Source organism: Bradyrhizobium rifense (genome assembly GCF_008123425.1).
Taxonomy (GTDB): domain Bacteria; phylum Pseudomonadota; class Alphaproteobacteria; order Rhizobiales; family Xanthobacteraceae; genus Bradyrhizobium; species Bradyrhizobium rifense.
In genome coordinates this window covers 25,116-38,388 of record NZ_VSSS01000084.1, presented here as the reverse complement: position 1 = coordinate 38,388, position 13,273 = coordinate 25,116, and the positions used below count along the sequence as shown (strand labels likewise).

Annotated in this window: 16 protein-coding genes and 5 pseudogenes; 6 read left to right on the top strand and 15 right to left on the bottom strand. The window is 61.4% G+C overall.

Going from position 1 to position 13,273, the window contains the following annotated elements:
* Positions 1 to 32 precede the first annotated feature (32 nt).
* The 4 genes and pseudogenes from FXB40_RS42945 to FXB40_RS50250 form a co-directional block, all read right to left on the bottom strand.
* Positions 33 to 781 (bottom strand): annotated as a pseudogene (locus tag FXB40_RS42945) (MauE/DoxX family redox-associated membrane protein).
* Positions 782 to 790: 9 nt separating this feature from the next.
* Positions 791 to 937 carry a hypothetical protein gene (locus FXB40_RS48495; protein ID WP_187437521.1) on the bottom strand — a complete coding sequence of 49 codons (147 nt, stop codon included), beginning with the start codon at positions 935 to 937 and terminating at the stop codon, positions 791 to 793.
* A gap of 19 nt (positions 938 to 956) precedes the next feature.
* Positions 957 to 1,210, bottom strand: a pseudogene (locus FXB40_RS49670) (plasmid stabilization protein).
* A gap of 58 nt (positions 1,211 to 1,268) precedes the next feature.
* Positions 1,269 to 1,670 (bottom strand): hypothetical protein, encoded by a 402-nt coding sequence (locus FXB40_RS50250; protein WP_347339811.1) that lies wholly within the window; start codon positions 1,668 to 1,670, stop codon positions 1,269 to 1,271.
* A 306-nt stretch (positions 1,671 to 1,976) separates the two neighbouring features.
* Here FXB40_RS50250 and FXB40_RS50030 point away from each other — a divergent pair, with 306 nt between their 5' ends.
* A complete protein-coding gene (locus FXB40_RS50030; protein ID WP_283813016.1) occupies positions 1,977 to 2,105 on the top strand; it encodes a nucleotidyl cyclase domain-containing protein in 129 nt (42 codons plus the stop codon).
* Positions 2,106 to 2,129: 24 nt separating this feature from the next.
* On the opposite strand, the gene FXB40_RS42930 is transcribed toward FXB40_RS50030, so the two are convergent.
* On the bottom strand, positions 2,130 to 2,558 hold the full coding sequence (locus FXB40_RS42930) for a hypothetical protein (protein ID WP_148778278.1): 429 nt from the start codon (positions 2,556 to 2,558) through the stop codon (positions 2,130 to 2,132).
* A gap of 19 nt (positions 2,559 to 2,577) precedes the next feature.
* On the bottom strand, positions 2,578 to 2,781 hold the full coding sequence (locus FXB40_RS49665) for a hypothetical protein (RefSeq protein WP_148778315.1): 204 nt from the start codon (positions 2,779 to 2,781) through the stop codon (positions 2,578 to 2,580).
* A 163-nt stretch (positions 2,782 to 2,944) separates the two neighbouring features.
* Between FXB40_RS49665 and FXB40_RS42920 the strand changes: the two genes are divergently transcribed.
* The gene (locus tag FXB40_RS42920; RefSeq protein WP_148778277.1) at positions 2,945 to 3,301 is read left to right on the top strand and encodes a PRC-barrel domain-containing protein; all 357 of its coding nucleotides are present in this window, start codon (positions 2,945 to 2,947) and stop codon (positions 3,299 to 3,301) included.
* A gap of 172 nt (positions 3,302 to 3,473) precedes the next feature.
* Here the strand turns inward: FXB40_RS42920 and FXB40_RS49660 are convergent, their stop codons facing one another.
* The 3 genes and pseudogenes from FXB40_RS49660 to FXB40_RS42900 all read right to left on the bottom strand — a co-directional run.
* Positions 3,474 to 3,788, bottom strand: a complete 315-nt coding sequence (locus FXB40_RS49660; protein ID WP_246208316.1) for an arginase family protein — start codon at positions 3,786 to 3,788, stop codon at positions 3,474 to 3,476.
* Between the two features lie 431 nt (positions 3,789 to 4,219).
* The gene (locus tag FXB40_RS50245; protein ID WP_148778276.1) at positions 4,220 to 4,639 is read right to left on the bottom strand and encodes a hypothetical protein; all 420 of its coding nucleotides are present in this window, start codon (positions 4,637 to 4,639) and stop codon (positions 4,220 to 4,222) included.
* Positions 4,640 to 4,797: 158 nt separating this feature from the next.
* Positions 4,798 to 5,129: pseudogene (locus FXB40_RS42900) on the bottom strand (DUF892 family protein); the annotation flags it as partial.
* Here FXB40_RS42900 and FXB40_RS42895 point away from each other — a divergent pair.
* Positions 5,086 to 5,746, top strand: a pseudogene (locus FXB40_RS42895) (DUF72 domain-containing protein). The pseudogenes FXB40_RS42900 and FXB40_RS42895 overlap by 44 nt on opposite strands.
* On the opposite strand, the gene FXB40_RS48490 reads toward FXB40_RS42895, so the two are convergent.
* Complete coding sequence (locus FXB40_RS48490; protein WP_187437528.1) at positions 5,680 to 5,853, bottom strand: hypothetical protein; 174 nt, start codon at positions 5,851 to 5,853, stop codon at positions 5,680 to 5,682. The pseudogene FXB40_RS42895 and the gene FXB40_RS48490 sit on opposite strands and share 67 nt — an antisense overlap.
* A gap of 51 nt (positions 5,854 to 5,904) precedes the next feature.
* On the opposite strand from FXB40_RS48490, the gene FXB40_RS42890 reads away from it, so the two are divergent.
* The gene (locus tag FXB40_RS42890; RefSeq protein WP_246208325.1) at positions 5,905 to 6,930 is read left to right on the top strand and encodes an ATP-dependent DNA ligase; all 1,026 of its coding nucleotides are present in this window, start codon (positions 5,905 to 5,907) and stop codon (positions 6,928 to 6,930) included.
* A gap of 52 nt (positions 6,931 to 6,982) precedes the next feature.
* Here FXB40_RS42890 and FXB40_RS42885 read toward each other — a convergent pair whose 3' ends face one another.
* The 3 genes from FXB40_RS42885 to FXB40_RS42875 all read right to left on the bottom strand — a co-directional run bounded on the left by FXB40_RS42885 (position 6,983) and on the right by FXB40_RS42875 (position 9,582).
* Complete coding sequence (locus tag FXB40_RS42885; protein WP_148778274.1) at positions 6,983 to 7,204, bottom strand: con-10 family general stress protein; 222 nt, start codon at positions 7,202 to 7,204, stop codon at positions 6,983 to 6,985.
* Between the two features lie 84 nt (positions 7,205 to 7,288).
* Positions 7,289 to 8,407: a DUF305 domain-containing protein gene (locus tag FXB40_RS42880; protein ID WP_148778273.1), complete on the bottom strand. Its 1,119-nt coding sequence runs from the start codon at positions 8,405 to 8,407 to the stop codon at positions 7,289 to 7,291.
* Positions 8,407 to 9,582, bottom strand: a complete 1,176-nt coding sequence (locus tag FXB40_RS42875) for a zinc-dependent alcohol dehydrogenase (protein ID WP_148778272.1) — start codon at positions 9,580 to 9,582, stop codon at positions 8,407 to 8,409. The genes FXB40_RS42880 and FXB40_RS42875 overlap by 1 nt, the downstream gene beginning before the upstream one ends.
* Positions 9,583 to 9,713: 131 nt before the next feature.
* Between FXB40_RS42875 and FXB40_RS42870 the strand changes: the two genes are divergently transcribed.
* Positions 9,714 to 10,499: an SDR family NAD(P)-dependent oxidoreductase gene (locus FXB40_RS42870; RefSeq protein WP_148778271.1), complete on the top strand. Its 786-nt coding sequence runs from the start codon at positions 9,714 to 9,716 to the stop codon at positions 10,497 to 10,499.
* 17 nt (positions 10,500 to 10,516) lie between these two features.
* Here FXB40_RS42870 and FXB40_RS42865 read toward each other — a convergent pair whose 3' ends face one another.
* Complete coding sequence (locus FXB40_RS42865) at positions 10,517 to 11,632, bottom strand: arginase family protein (protein WP_246208313.1); 1,116 nt, start codon at positions 11,630 to 11,632, stop codon at positions 10,517 to 10,519.
* A 176-nt stretch (positions 11,633 to 11,808) separates the two neighbouring features.
* On the opposite strand from FXB40_RS42865, the gene FXB40_RS48485 reads away from it, so the two are divergent.
* A complete protein-coding gene (locus tag FXB40_RS48485; protein WP_187437527.1) occupies positions 11,809 to 12,018 on the top strand; it encodes a hypothetical protein in 210 nt (69 codons plus the stop codon).
* On the opposite strand, the pseudogene FXB40_RS42860 reads toward FXB40_RS48485, so the two are convergent.
* Positions 11,914 to 13,189: pseudogene (locus FXB40_RS42860) on the bottom strand (DUF892 family protein). The gene FXB40_RS48485 and the pseudogene FXB40_RS42860 overlap by 105 nt on opposite strands.
* Between the last annotated feature and the right edge of the window lie 84 nt (positions 13,190 to 13,273).

Here is a 13,273-nt window from a genome sequence, read left to right as displayed (position 1 = left end):
TCTTGATGGCCGTTGCTGGCCGCCTTTGGCGATTACCGAATCGCCATCCATAGGGCCATAGCCACCATCATGAGGTTCTCGGTCAGCGAAATGAAGCCGAGAGGGACCTTGCTGTCGCCACCGACGCAAGCGCATTTGAGCTCGCGCCGATCCACGTAGACCGCCTTGAAAACCGACACTGCCCCGATGCTGCCGATGACAAAGGCCATCGGAATGGCGATCCACTTCAGCGGGGCGCCTGCGATCATCAGGACGCCGGCGATCACCTCGCCAAACGGGTAGATGTACGCATATCGCAATACCGCTGAGCCAAGAGATCGTAACCCAGGAACATGTTCGAGAACGTCTCGAGGTCCCGCAGCTTCAGGATCGCCAGGATGCACATGCTGAAGGCAACGAACCATTCTGCGGTGCGCAGCGTAGCCAAGGTTCCGCTCGCGACCCAAGTCGCTGCCAGAGCCATCGCCAGCGCTGTCGCAAAAACCGCGATGACGGGTTGATAGCTGGTCGCAGCCGGATCTGCGACCGGTTCATGGAAGTAGCGGCGGAGATCGTCGTAGCCACCAACTCGGTTGCCCTCGATGAAGGTCTGGGGCGTTGTGTCGACGCCTTCGTGGGCCATGAATGCATCAGTCTCGGCTCGGCTCTTGAGCTGATGATCCTCAATTTCGAACCCTAGGCGCTCCAGGAGATCGAGCGACTTCAGGCCGAACGGACAGATGTGCTCCGGCGTTACCATTCGGTATAGCGCCGCGGATTTGGTACGCGTCTGGTCCAGCATGTCCGCTCACTACGTCTGATTTCTACGATACCGCTCGCGCGTGATCTCCTCCGCCACGCGGTCCAACGCGCGGTTTCGATAGCGATAGCTCAGGGAGCCGTAGATCAGTGCCGTCAACAGCACGAAGGCTCCGATGAAGTAGACGACTTCGCCCATCTAGATCTCCCTCAATGAATCAAGCGGCACGCGGCTTTCTGGTTTTCGCGGCCTTCTTCGCCGAACGGGAACGCTCCGCCGCCGGCCGTTTGGCCGACGCGGCGCCGCCGAGTCGCCCGCCCTTCCGCGAGGGAGAGTGATCCTCTTCGTCCCGCGGCCGGACCCGCTCTTCTTGCCCCCGTCGCGGTCCTTGCCTTCTGTTTTAGCGGCGTCTTCGATGACGGCCTCCCGCATCTCGCGCTCCCGATCCCTGCGGGGCTCGGAGGGTGGCATCTTCGGCTTTCCAAGTTTCAGCAGCATAGGATGCTCCAGTTTTTGCGAACGCCCCCGTCTAAACGAAGCGCGTCGGTTTGGGCGGGTGCGCGGTCCTGGGATGGCGGTCGTGCAGGAACTCGGCCAGGTCGTTCGCGATGACGCCGTCGTCCACGGCGGCGGCGAATAGCCGTTCCTGTGCATCCCGCGGCAGGTCGGGCCATACCTTCAGAGCGGCAAGGCCGAGTAGAGAAGCGAACCGGCTTTCGTTCATGTGTGCTGGCTCCGATTGAAATGAATTGCCCGGCGGTGGCTTAGACGCTACCTCATCAGGTGGAGAGCCACTTGAGGCGGAATCTATGTCCGGCTTGAGATTCCCCTCGCTGGCTTGGCGCGAACCTTCTTCGGCAAGCCGACCGTCTCCAACGATTTCTGCGACGACCTGCTTGGCCGTTCCGATGAAAGTGTCCTTCGCACTCAAGTCGCCGTCCTCTTTCGTTGTCGGGGAGCAACGGCTAGACCGAATGGCCGTTCCCGTTTGCTTCGGCTCGACTTTCAGGGGGATTGGTCGGCACGACGCGGGCGTCGGCGGCCGCGCGGGCCGCCGGGCCGGTTCTAGCCGGACGACGGAGTTGGCCGGGAGGGTGGGTGAGCGTGATCGCCACAGGCGCCAGTGGTCCGACCATCTCTGCGGCGGTCGTGCCTGACTTCACACAGCCGTTGCGGTCGCGACCGCGCCGCTTCCCGCCAGCGCGCATCGCGCGCCCTGGGCTCGGGAGCGCCACAAATGTTCCCGCCCATGGCGCGAGCGAGTGTGCCTGCGCTGCTCACGGCCGCCGACCGCGCGCTCTATGCGGCCAAGGATAACGGCCGTGATCGGCTGGTCATGGCCGGACAGGTGGTCGCATGGCCGTAGCTCGGAGCGCCTAGACGATCCGGATCAGACATCACGGCCAGCGACCTGGGAAGCGTTCGCCCGCACCCGCTCGCGAGCCTCGCGTCGGCGCTCGCGACGTTCCCGCCGCCGCTTCGCCCGCTCGGCGGGCTGCGGCAGAACGGGCACGGGCGTATCCACCACCTTCTCGGTCGGCCCCCTCTCCATCACCTGGGTAGCGCCAGATCGCGCTTCCATGAAATTCAGGGCGGCACGGCCCTTGGCGGTGATCTTCCAACCGCCGTTTTCGCGCTCGACGAGGTTTTGCGAAAAGATTTCGAGGTCCGGCACGCGCGCAGCCAAGCGCTTGGTGCGATCGCTCCAGTCGGGACCGCTGGTCGCCAGGATCGCCATGTCGCGCTTCAGGTCGGCCATTGCGGCAAATCCATCCGGGTAGCTGACTAGGATCTTCAGAACCGTGACCTGGAAATTCACCCCGTCCCTCCACGCCCGGTCAACGCCACATGGTTGGCGCTTGCGAGAGAGCTTGGCGGCCGACCTGCTTGAGATGGTCCTGAGATGTCTCGCCCCTGGTTGCGGCTTCCAGGATTTTAGAAGCCACGTGGGCACGGGCGCCGGTCTCGGCCCGGGAAACGCTTTCGCAGACCTCGTCGACCCCAGAAGAAAGAACAGTGAGGCAATCGCCGAAGCGTCGAATTCAAGAGTGCTATGAAATTTCGTGGATTCTACGTCCCGGCTTGGACTTGGCAATAGCCAGAAACGCGCGACGGGCCGAAAGCGGTCTCAGCACGCGCGAGCGGAGGAACGAGCACCTGCCGATCGCACTTGTCTTGCATCGATCTTTCAGGAGGAGGATGACGATGGAAACGGAAAGGCGTGAAACAGGAACGCTGATCGGCAGCGACAAGGTCGAAGGCACCGCCGTCTATGGCGCCGACGCTCAAAAGATCGGCTCGATCGAGCGCGTCATGATCGACAAGGTCAGCGGCCAAGTGTCGTACGCGGTTCTTGGCTTCGGCGGCTTCCTGGGCATCGGAGACGATCACTACCCGTTGCCATGGCAGTCGCTGAAGTACGACACGGGCCTCGGCGGGTATCGGACCAATCTCACCGCCGACAGGCTCCAGGGTGCACCGAAATATGGCAATGACAACGATTGGAACTGGAATGACCCGGGACGTGCGAGAGCTGTTAACGACTACTATTCCGGGTTCTGACACCTGCCGGTAAGCCCGACATTCGCTCTGGCTTGCCTGCAATCAGGTCGGCTAGTGGCGGCGAGCTTCGCCGGCGATAACTGGCCGCCGTCCAGTCACTTCGGCGGCGGTTTCGGCATCGCCGACAGCGTGCGGATTTTCCAATGCCCGCCCTCTGTCACGTAGGTCGCGTTCAGGCGCCTACGGCGCGCCGCTCGCCATGTTCCGGACAGAGGCGGCACAACGTCACGCCCCAGGCCCGGGCATCGGAAAGATCATTGGCGCGCGATCCGCCAATGCCCCGTTGCCCGACCTGGATGATGCGTTCAACCCAGGGCATTTCGCTGGCGCGGCGCATAGTGCTCGAGAAGGTATGCTTCAGACCGGCGCGCTCGTCACGCCAGTCAAGATGCGCATCGATCTGCAATAAGGTGATCGGATCAAACCCTTCGAAGCCCGCGAAGAAAGGAATGGGCACGGAATCATCGCCGCCGCGCAGCAAAGGCACGGCAACGCCTGTTCACAATGGAAGATGTCGTGGAGGTGATCAATGATCGGTTCGCCTCCGGCGTTTGCGGATCTGTCGCAAGGTAGCCGAGATCAATGATTTTCAGCTCGCGATCCAGGAGAGGACCGTCCTGAGCAAAATCCCAACACGAAGAATCTTCGGCCTCTTGTCTCGTGCTCTCCCGAAAAGCGGTGGGCGCGCCCCGCGGCATGACTGGCGCGCCCGGGCACATGCGGGGTTGCGTCCGGCGCGCCAAAGATCACGGCCTCCGCGCAGGCAAACGACCCGGGCTTCGCCGCTGACACACCAAGAAATGTAGCGGGAGCGCATTGCTCATCAGCTTCGGCGACCTGACTTCTCGCAGGCGCAACCACGTCACGACTTTCGCGGCGGCAGCTGCCGTCCCCGGCAACGGATCGTGCGGCCCTGTCCTAACGGGGCGATTGTTTGGTAGCGGGACCGCTCTTGCCACCTGGCAGGCCCTTGATGTTCGAGGGATCTTGCTCCTGCACCGAGAGATTTTGCTGGCTTGAGCCCACTGTGCCCTTTTGGCCAGGAGGCCCATTCTTGTTGCCGGCTGATCCGCTGATGCCGGCACCGGAGTTTTGAGCGCTGGGCGCCATTGCTGGACTTGTGCCAACGGTGGCGGCATTCGGCTCGCCAGGCGGATGAGCGGCAGCGCCTGGCTTCTCCTGATTTCCGACATAGCCAGAAGCGCCCGAATTCTGGGTTTTCGCACCCTTGTCGGCTTCGCTTTGAAGGTTCTGCCCGGGATTTTGCTGCTGGGCGGCTGCCGGAAGGCCAATCGCCGTGGCGGCGAAGACGAGCGTGAAGAGTGTGGCTATCCGCATGACTGCCTCCGTCGGTCTGTTGCTCCCCGAAATTGAGGATCAGCAACAACCGAATGGTGCGTGAGGCGTTCCTCCGATGATCGCCACGATTGTGAACCTGCATCATTAGACGAGATGCGGTTCACACACGTGTCGATGCTCTGTCCACGGCCGCCGTTTTATTCTGTCAGTTCGACCGCCGCTGGCATCTTTGCGACCGACATGAGGGAACGAGCAACCTGATTGAGCAACTGATAGGCATTTTCCTCTTCCGCCAGCGATTTCGACAACAAGGCGACGATCGCGCTGTGGCGTAGCTGGGGCGAGATTGCGCGCGGTCGTGTAGCCGGCAATTTCGTAATGCTCGACCCCGCTGCGCCGCACCGATCAAGGCGAGGTCCGCCGCCGCGTCTTCCTTCTCCTTGCCCTCCGTGGTGATTTCCTGACCTTCTTCAACTAGGCCCATCATGCCCTTGCAGGGTTTGCCCCGCGCCGCTTTGCCGAGCAGCTGCCGGGCGTTTGAGACCACCGAACTGAACGGCGTGTTCTACCGTACTCCTACGCTAGAGACAGTGAAGGCATGGCGCGACCAGACCGGGCGCGACTTCGTATTCATATGGAAGGCTACGAATTTGACCACGCACGGGAAGCGTCTGTCCGAACGCTCCGAGAACAGCCTCGACCTGCTTGAAAGTCGCATTTCCTTTTTACGCGGCAAGGTCGGCCCGATCCTGTTTCAGCTTCCGCCGCAGTTTGAAGCGGACCCAGATCGGCTGGGGTCCTTCTTCAAGCTTCTCTCCAGGGAACGCTGTTACAGTTTCGAATTTCGGCGTGCGAGCTGGTATCAGCCGCGCGTTCTCCGGATGCTGGCTAACAAGTGTATCTCACTCTACCTGTCCGACGCATCACGATGCGTCAGCTCGCTGGAAGCCCACGGGACTTCGTGTATGTCCGCGGACACGGTCCAGGCGGCGCTATCCCGGCCATTACTCGCAGACAGCGCTCACCCAGTGGGCAGGGCGCCTCAAATCGTGGAGGCGGCAAGGCTGCGACTCCTTTGTCTATTTCGACAACGACCAGAAGAGTGCGGCGCCGGCCGACGCGCAGGCGTTGAGAGAACTGCTGTAGCGACTGGAGCAGAAGGAGCCGACATCGAAATCAATCGCAGCATAACCGTGACGGAGGAACGTTTTCCAGACGGTTTCGCTTGATGCCGTGAAAAGCCAGGGCTTCACGATCAGTGTCCTGCGCCCCCTCCGGGAGGCTTGAACCGCACAATGCAGCTCATGGAAGCCCAGTCCGTCGCCCAACTGCCACGGGGGGCCCAGTGGCAATACGAGCCGAAATGGGATGGATTCCGTTGTCTTTTGATCCGCGAACGCAGCCGAGTCAGCATGCAATCCAAAAGCGGCCGCGATCTGGTTCGTTACTTCCCGGAAATTGCCGCAGCCGCGGCCGCCTTGTCGCCGAAGACGCTCACCCTGGATGGTGAGTTGATTATCGAGCTTGATGAGGGCTATTCGTTTGATGCGTTGCTTCAACGCATTCATCCGGCCGCCAGCCGGGTCAAGCACCTTGCCAAAGAAACTCCCGCAACCTTCATGGTTTTTGACCTGTTGCGATCGGGCGCGAGAGATCTTTCGGGTCTGCCGCTTTTGAAGCGCCGCGCCGCCCTTGAAACACTTGCGGGAAAGGCCTTCCAGGCGAGCGGGCTTTTCCGGCTGACACCGGCAAGCCGAAACTATGCGGATGCCGAGGCCTGGCTCAACAGCGTAAATGAAGATCATGACGGCGTGGTCGCCAAGCGCCTCGACCTGCCCTATCGAGGCGGCACCCGAGACGGCATGCAGAAGATCAAGCTGCTGCGATCGGCTGATTGCGTTGTCGGCGGATTTCGTTATGCCGAGAAGAAGCAGGGCAATCGAAAAGTCGTTGGCTCATTGTTGCTCGGCCTCTACGACAAGGGTGGACTTCTGCACCATGTCGGATTTACGTCCGGCATCCGATCGTCCGATCGACTGGCTCTCACCGATCGGCTGGAGAAAATCGTCAGGTTGCAGAGCTTCACCAGCAATTCACCGGGCGGTCCAAGCCGCTGGTCGACAAAGCGATCGGCCGAATGGAAAGCCGTGCGTCCAACTTTCGTGGTCGAAGTATCCTATGACCATGTGACGGGCGACCGCTTTCGGCACGGCACGGAAGTCATCCGGTGGCGTCCTGACAAGAAGCCCTCGCAATGTCGCATGGATCAGCTTCGGCAGAGGCGGCCACACAAACCTTCCGAGCAGCGACGTAGCTCGGCGCGCTTTTAACAAAGGCCAGGACATCTCATCGACGTCCTGGCCTTGCTGGGTCAGTGAAGCCTTAGGACTGGCCGCCTTTACGTCCGGCTTCGCTGGCCTTCTCGCGATCGTTGGCGAAATTGCCCGGATTGTCCGTCGAGCCCTGCTGGCCGGGCTTGCTTCCGCCCTGGGTCTGCTGTCCCTGCTGGCCGTGGCTTTGCTCGCCACCCTTCTTGCCGGCCTCAGACGCGCGCTGCGGATCGTTGGCGAAATTTCCGGAGCCACCACGTTGTTCGTCTGCCATCAATCTTCTCCTTGTTTGTTGCCCGGCCCATGAAGGCTAATGGCGAGATCAGAAGCTCGTTCCTGAGAGAAAGATTAAGGTTGGTCAGAGATTGTTGGCCAGCATGTTGCGCGTCGCCTGCCGCACGGCTTCGATGCCCGTGACGTTGTTCATCAAAGCAATCTCGCCTTGCTGCTCATGTCGTATGGCATGCGCCATCAGACGCAGGCGGGGATCGCCGGACGAATGCCATTGGTTATCCGCCATCTGGACGGCGCCGGCATGATGCAGGCTCATCAGACGGATAAACATCGCATCAAACTCACCATCGGCCGCGTTGCGCGCATCCGCCATTTGTGCCGACGTCAGATAGCCAGGCATGGCCACCCGCTCCTCGCTCAAGCAGAGCGCCATCGGCTCGCTGAACCACCCGCGCCACCAACGATCGAAGATGCGGTTCTCGCCCTGCTGGCTGGCGATCATCAAGGCCGCGAGCGCGCGCAGGTGCGGGTCCTGCGCACGCTGCTGGCCGAGCTTAGCAAGCTCAATTCCTTGCTCATGATGCGTGACCATATGGCGGATATAGCGCTGATCACCGGCAACATCGCGGCTGAGGATTGGCAGCGGCCAACCAAACCCATCAATCACGGAAACAAGGCCGAACGTTGCAAGCACGAGAAGTGCTCCCGCTGCCCACCGTTTGGCAAAGCGCACCGCGGATGTTGGCGGCGCGCGCCCCAGCGGCCAACGCAGCCAGGCGAACAGGGGATAGATCAAAGCGGACGAGAGATGAACGAGAAAGCCGATCCAGTAGGGTTGCTGCAAAGTGAAGATCGGCTGGAAGAACGGAAACAGCGGCACCAGTCCAAACCACTCGGTCGCCGAAGTAACCGCGGCCCAGGGTATCGCCAGCCAAAAGAGAGTGCCGGGCACAAGACGGCTCGTCCAGCGCCCAAACAGACCGAAGAAGACCAGCGCCCAGGAAAAGTCCGCCCATTGATGAAAGGCGATGCCAAGGGCAATCGCGTGAACCGAAGGCGACGCGCTCAGCATGGAGTCGCGACCTGGAATGGCAGCGACCGTCATCCAGTCGACCGCCGCGTCCCGTCCCAACTGTGACGCCGCAAGCTGGCTGATGAGCGTCGAAAACGTGCTGCTGACAAGCCCGAGTTGAGCGGCCGCCAGCCAATTCGACTTCGACTCTTTCGCGGCGCCCTCTCCCATCAGCCGAACGGCTTCATCACGACCTTGATGCAGCCATCCTGTTTGGCGCGGAACGTCTTGTAGAGATCGGGCCCTTCCTCAAGCGTCGCTCGATGGGTGATAACGAAGCTTGGATCGATCTCGCCCTTTTCGATGCGTTGCAAAAGCTTGGGCAGGTAATGCTGAACAGGGGTCTGGGCCATGCGGAAGGTTAGTCCGCGATTGATGGCACTGCCCATCGGGATGTTGTCGAGCACGCCGCCATAGACGCCGACAATCGAGACAGTACCGAAGTTGCGGCAGCATTGGATGGCCTGCCGCAAAACATGCGGGCGATCGGTTCCCATGAAGGTCGCGACCTTGATGCGATCGATCACAGAATCCTTGCTTGCCATGGTGTCAGGCTCGGTGCCGACCGCATCGATGCAGGCATCGGCGCCGCGCCCTTGCGTGAGTTGCTGGATGCGCTCGTAGACATCCTCTTTCATAAAATCGAGCGTGATGGCGCCCGATTGCATGGCGAGGGTCAATCGCTCGGGCACCGTGTCGATGGCGATCACCCGTTCGGCGCCCAGCAGAAATGCGCTCTTGATGGCAAACTGGCCGACTGGTCCGCAGCCCCAGACGGCGACTGTCTCGCCGCCTTTGAGGTTGCAAAATTCCGCGGCCATATAGCCGGTCGGGAAAATATCCGAGAGAAACAAGACCTGTTCGTCCGTGAGCCCCTCCGGGACCTTATAAGGCCCGACATCCGCGTACGGTACGCGCATATACTCGGCCTGGCCGCCGGCAAAGCCGCCCAACATGTGCGAATAGCCGAACAGGCCAGCGGGCGAATGCCCCCACATTTTCTCAGCCTCTTTGGCGTTGGGGTTGGAGCGCTCGCAACCGGAGTAGAAGCCGTTCTTGCAGAAAAAGCATTCGCCACAGGCAATGGTGAAGGGCACCACCACGCGGTCGCCGACCTTGAGCTTGCTATTGTCCTTGCCGACCTCGACAACCTCGCCCATTGTCTCGTGGCCGAGCACATCGCCTTTTTCCATGGTGGGCATGATGCCGTCGAACAGATGAAGGTCCGAGCCGCAGATCGCGCAGGCCGTCACCTTGATGATCGCGTCACGTCCGTCCTGGATCTTGGGATCGGGAACGGATTCACAGCGGATGTCGCTCTTGCCGTGCCAGGTGAGGGCTTTCATGCTCCGCTCCAAAGGTTGCGCGACCAGACCAAGCATCAATCTTGCGGCTGGTTCCTAACCGCTTAGGAACGCTCTCGCCTGTGCCCCATTAGGCTCAGAGCCACGTAAAAAAACCGAGAGGGAATGCGCCCATGGCCGGACAGTTTGCAATTGTGACGGGTGCCTCGACCGGCATCGGCTTTGAGCTTGCCCGGCTCTGCGCCTCCAAAGGATATGACCTTCTCGTCGCCGCGGATGAACCCGAGATCGAGGCGGCCGCGGAGGCGCTGCGCAAAGAAGTCAACAGCATCGCCGTTGTGGCGTTGCAAGCCGATCTAGCTACCATTGAAGGCGTCGACAAGCTCTACGAGGTTGCACAAGGTCGCAAGGTCGACGTGCTGATGGCCAATGCCGGCCGCGGCCTGGGCCATGCTTTCCTGGATCAGGAGTGGGCGCGTGTCCGTCAGGTGATCGACACCAACGTCATGGGGACGACCTACCTGCTCCATCGGGTTGGCCAGGACATGCGCCGGCGCAATGAGGGACAGATCCTTATTACTGGTTCGATCGCGGGCTTCACCCCGGGGAGCTTCCAGGCCGTCTACAACGCCTCGAAGTCGTACCTGAACTCCCTCTCTTTTGCGCTGCGCGAGGAACTGCGCGACACGAAAGTGACGGTCACCTGCCTGATGCCGGGCGCCACCGAGACCGAGTTCTTTGCACGCGCAGATATGCTCGACACCAAAGTGGGCTCTGAGGACAAGGACGATGCGGCGATGGTCGCCCGCAAGGGTTTCGAGGCGATGATGAATGGCGAAGGCGATGTCGTGACCGGCCTCAAGAACAAGATCCAGTCGGCGGTTGCCAATGTGACGCCGGCCGAAACACTCGCCAAGCAGCATCGCAAACAGGCGGAGCCCGGCACCGCAAAATCCTGATCAGGCCTCTCGTGCTGTCATTGATCCGCTAGCCTCATAGCGGATCGCTGTCGCGCCACGCATCCGAGGGCAACGCAGAGAATGCGCGAGGCGGCGAGCACGCCTAAGCCTCGTACATCCGCATCCGGCACCAGTTCCACGAGATCAAAACCAACGATCCGCGCCCGTTGCGTAACGCCATGCAACAGCTCGACGATATCGAGATAGCCGAGACCGCCCGGCTGTGGGACCAGCACCGCGGGAATAACAGTCGGGTCGAGGCCGTCGCAATCGAGCGTAACGACGCATTGGCTGCCCGGCGGGATGAGGTCGATGACCGGCTGCACGCCATGTCGGCGCACGGTCGCCGCACTGAACAGTGTCACGCCCCAAGCTTGGGCGTCGGCAAGATCCCGTTCCCGCGAACCACCGATGCTGCGCTGTCCAACCTGAATGATCCGCTCCACCCATGGCATTTCGCTGGCGCGGCGCATGGTGCTGGAGAATGTATGCTTGAGGCCATCCCGCTCGTCACGCCAGTCGAGATGCGCATCGATTTGCAGGATGGTGACGGGGCCAAACCGCTCGAACCCCGCGAAGAATGGAATGGGAACCGAGTCATCCCCGCCGAGCAGCAGAGGCACGACGCCCGCCTTCAGAATGCTCACGGTTGTGGATGTGATCAGCGAGCGGTTCTCCTGCGGTGTTGCCGGATCGGTTGGAAGGTCGCCAAGATCAACCGCCCGCAATCCTTCGGGGATCAACGGGCCGCCCTGATCGAAATCCCACCGCAAGGGATCACGCGCAATTTGCTGGGTACTTTCCCGTAGAGCCGAAGGAGCCCGTGCGGCATGGCTGGTGGCGCCCGGAACATGCGGCGTCGCGTCCGGCGCACCAAAGATCACGACATCCGCGCTTGAGACCATGTCGGGCGCGCCCGCAGGAAGGCTTAGAAAGGTGGCAGGGGTGACAGGTTGTGTCATGGCGTGTGTGGAAGGCCTAATGCCTATTGGTTTTGGCAACGGCAATTGCACGTCCGCGAAGCGTCCTTCATAGCGGTCGGTAAAGGCATGCAGGGCCTCCGGTATATCGCGGAGCTGGAGATCGCAGCGCCGCCGCAATTCGTGAACCACCTCGGCCGACGCATCGCGCACCCAACCTTGAGCGATAGACCGCGACCCGGCGCGGGCATTGATAGTTTCCCTCCAGCAGATCCATCACAACGGCTTCGAAGTCGTTGCCAAGGACGGGCGCCTCGCACCAGACAGGGCCCGAGGCGCCACCATCGTCTTCAACGAGATAGATGTCCTGCTCGTCACGCTGAGGGACGATGGACGACATCGGCAACGCCTCCGACTACAGCAAGGCACGGCGGCTGACGCAGACTCAAAGCTGCGCAGTTACCGTGGCATTGCTCGGGACCGCCCTCATCCGCCTACTGTTCGGTCTGTTCGACGGCGGCCGGCATCTTGGCGACGGACATCAGGGACCGCGCGACCTGGTTGAGCAATTGGTCCGCGTTTTCCTCTTCTGCCAGTGACTTCGATAGGAGGCTGACGACGGCGCTATGGCGTAGCTGCTGGGCAAGGTTGCGCGCTGTCGTCTAGCCGGCAATCTCATAATGCTCGACCCGCTGCGCCGCGCCGATCAGGGCGAGGTCGGCCGCGGCGTCTTCCTTCTCCTCGCCCTCGGTCATGACTTCCTGACCTTCTTCGACAAGACCCATCATGCCCTTGCAGGGCTTGGCGCGCGCGGACTTGCCGAGCAACTCAAAGCATTCATTGATGCGCTCGATCTGGGTTTCGGTCTCGCCGAGATGCAGCTCGAACAGCTCGCGCAACTGGTCGAATCGCGCCGCTTCCGCCATCTTGGGAAGCGCCTTCGTCAACTGCTTCTCGGCGTGAAGGATGTCGCGGAGCTCGTCGATCAGCAGGTCGCCAAGACCGGCCTCGTCGACCGGCGGTGAGCTTTCGGTGACGATAGCCGCCGCGGGTCCTGGTTCCCCGGCCTGAATGGCCGGCGATTCCGTGAAGACCCATTCGCCGCCCTCGTTCCAGGGCCCGCGGGTGTCGATCTCACCATGATCGCCGGTGCCCGTGGAGTCGTTGAAGAACTGGTCGACGAGACCCGGTGTGGGCGCGATGCGGCCAATGCTGAAGGCCGGCTTGCTCATGCTCTCGAGGGCGAGCGAGAATGCCTTCATATGGGTGATTTCGCGGGTCATGAGGAACCTGCAAGGCGTCCTTAGTGCCGGCGTCGTCAGTAAAGTTGATCAGGCGTTCGTAGACGATCTTCGCCCGCGCTTCGGCGGCAATATTGCTGCGCAGGTCCACGTCCAGTTCGCCCGTGATCTTCAGGTAATCGGCGGTCCAGGCATTGCCTTGCGAATTGAAGAGGTTCACGCCGCCCCCACCCGCGATCGCGATCAGCGGATCGGCCTCGGCCGCCTGGCGATCAAACTTCGCCGGCTTGAGATGCATGCGGGCCAGCGTACCGACGACTTCCAGATGGCTCAGCTCTTCGGTTCCGATATCCATCAGGAGGTCCTTGCGATCCGGGTCTTCGCAATTGAGTCCCTGGATCGAATATTGCATTGCTGCTGCAAGTTCGCCATTGGCGCCGCCGAACTGTTCAAGAAGCATGTTGCCAAAACGCGGGTCCGGCTCATCGACGCGGACGGTGAACATCAACTTCTTGACGTGGTGATACATGGAAGAGCCTCGGGCTTGAAGGGAGATGACTCCCGAACAGCCAGGCGCTGCGGTTGTTCCTATCGAGGCGGAAGTGTCGCGGCA

Excerpts from the sequence above, each read along its gene's own strand:
- FXB40_RS42885 (WP_148778274.1), bottom strand. The coding sequence starts at position 7,204 with ATGGCAGACGAACAACGTGGTGGCTCCGGAAATTTCGCCAACGATCCG.
- FXB40_RS50030 (WP_283813016.1), top strand. The coding sequence starts at position 1,977 with ATGTTCCCGCCCATGGCGCGAGCGAGTGTGCCTGCGCTGCTCACGGCC.
- FXB40_RS48495 (WP_187437521.1), bottom strand. The coding sequence starts at position 937 with ATGGGCGAAGTCGTCTACTTCATCGGAGCCTTCGTGCTGTTGACGGCA.
- FXB40_RS42875 (WP_148778272.1), bottom strand. The coding sequence starts at position 9,582 with ATGAAAGCCCTCACCTGGCACGGCAAGAGCGACATCCGCTGTGAATCC.
- FXB40_RS50245 (WP_148778276.1), bottom strand. The coding sequence starts at position 4,639 with ATGCGGATAGCCACACTCTTCACGCTCGTCTTCGCCGCCACGGCGATT.
- FXB40_RS42890 (WP_246208325.1), top strand. The coding sequence starts at position 5,905 with ATGGAAGCCCAGTCCGTCGCCCAACTGCCACGGGGGGCCCAGTGGCAA.
- FXB40_RS42880 (WP_148778273.1), bottom strand. The coding sequence starts at position 8,407 with ATGGGAGAGGGCGCCGCGAAAGAGTCGAAGTCGAATTGGCTGGCGGCC.
- FXB40_RS48485 (WP_187437527.1), top strand. The coding sequence starts at position 11,809 with ATGGACGACATCGGCAACGCCTCCGACTACAGCAAGGCACGGCGGCTG.
- FXB40_RS42920 (WP_148778277.1), top strand. The coding sequence starts at position 2,945 with ATGGAAACGGAAAGGCGTGAAACAGGAACGCTGATCGGCAGCGACAAG.
- FXB40_RS42870 (WP_148778271.1), top strand. The coding sequence starts at position 9,714 with ATGGCCGGACAGTTTGCAATTGTGACGGGTGCCTCGACCGGCATCGGC.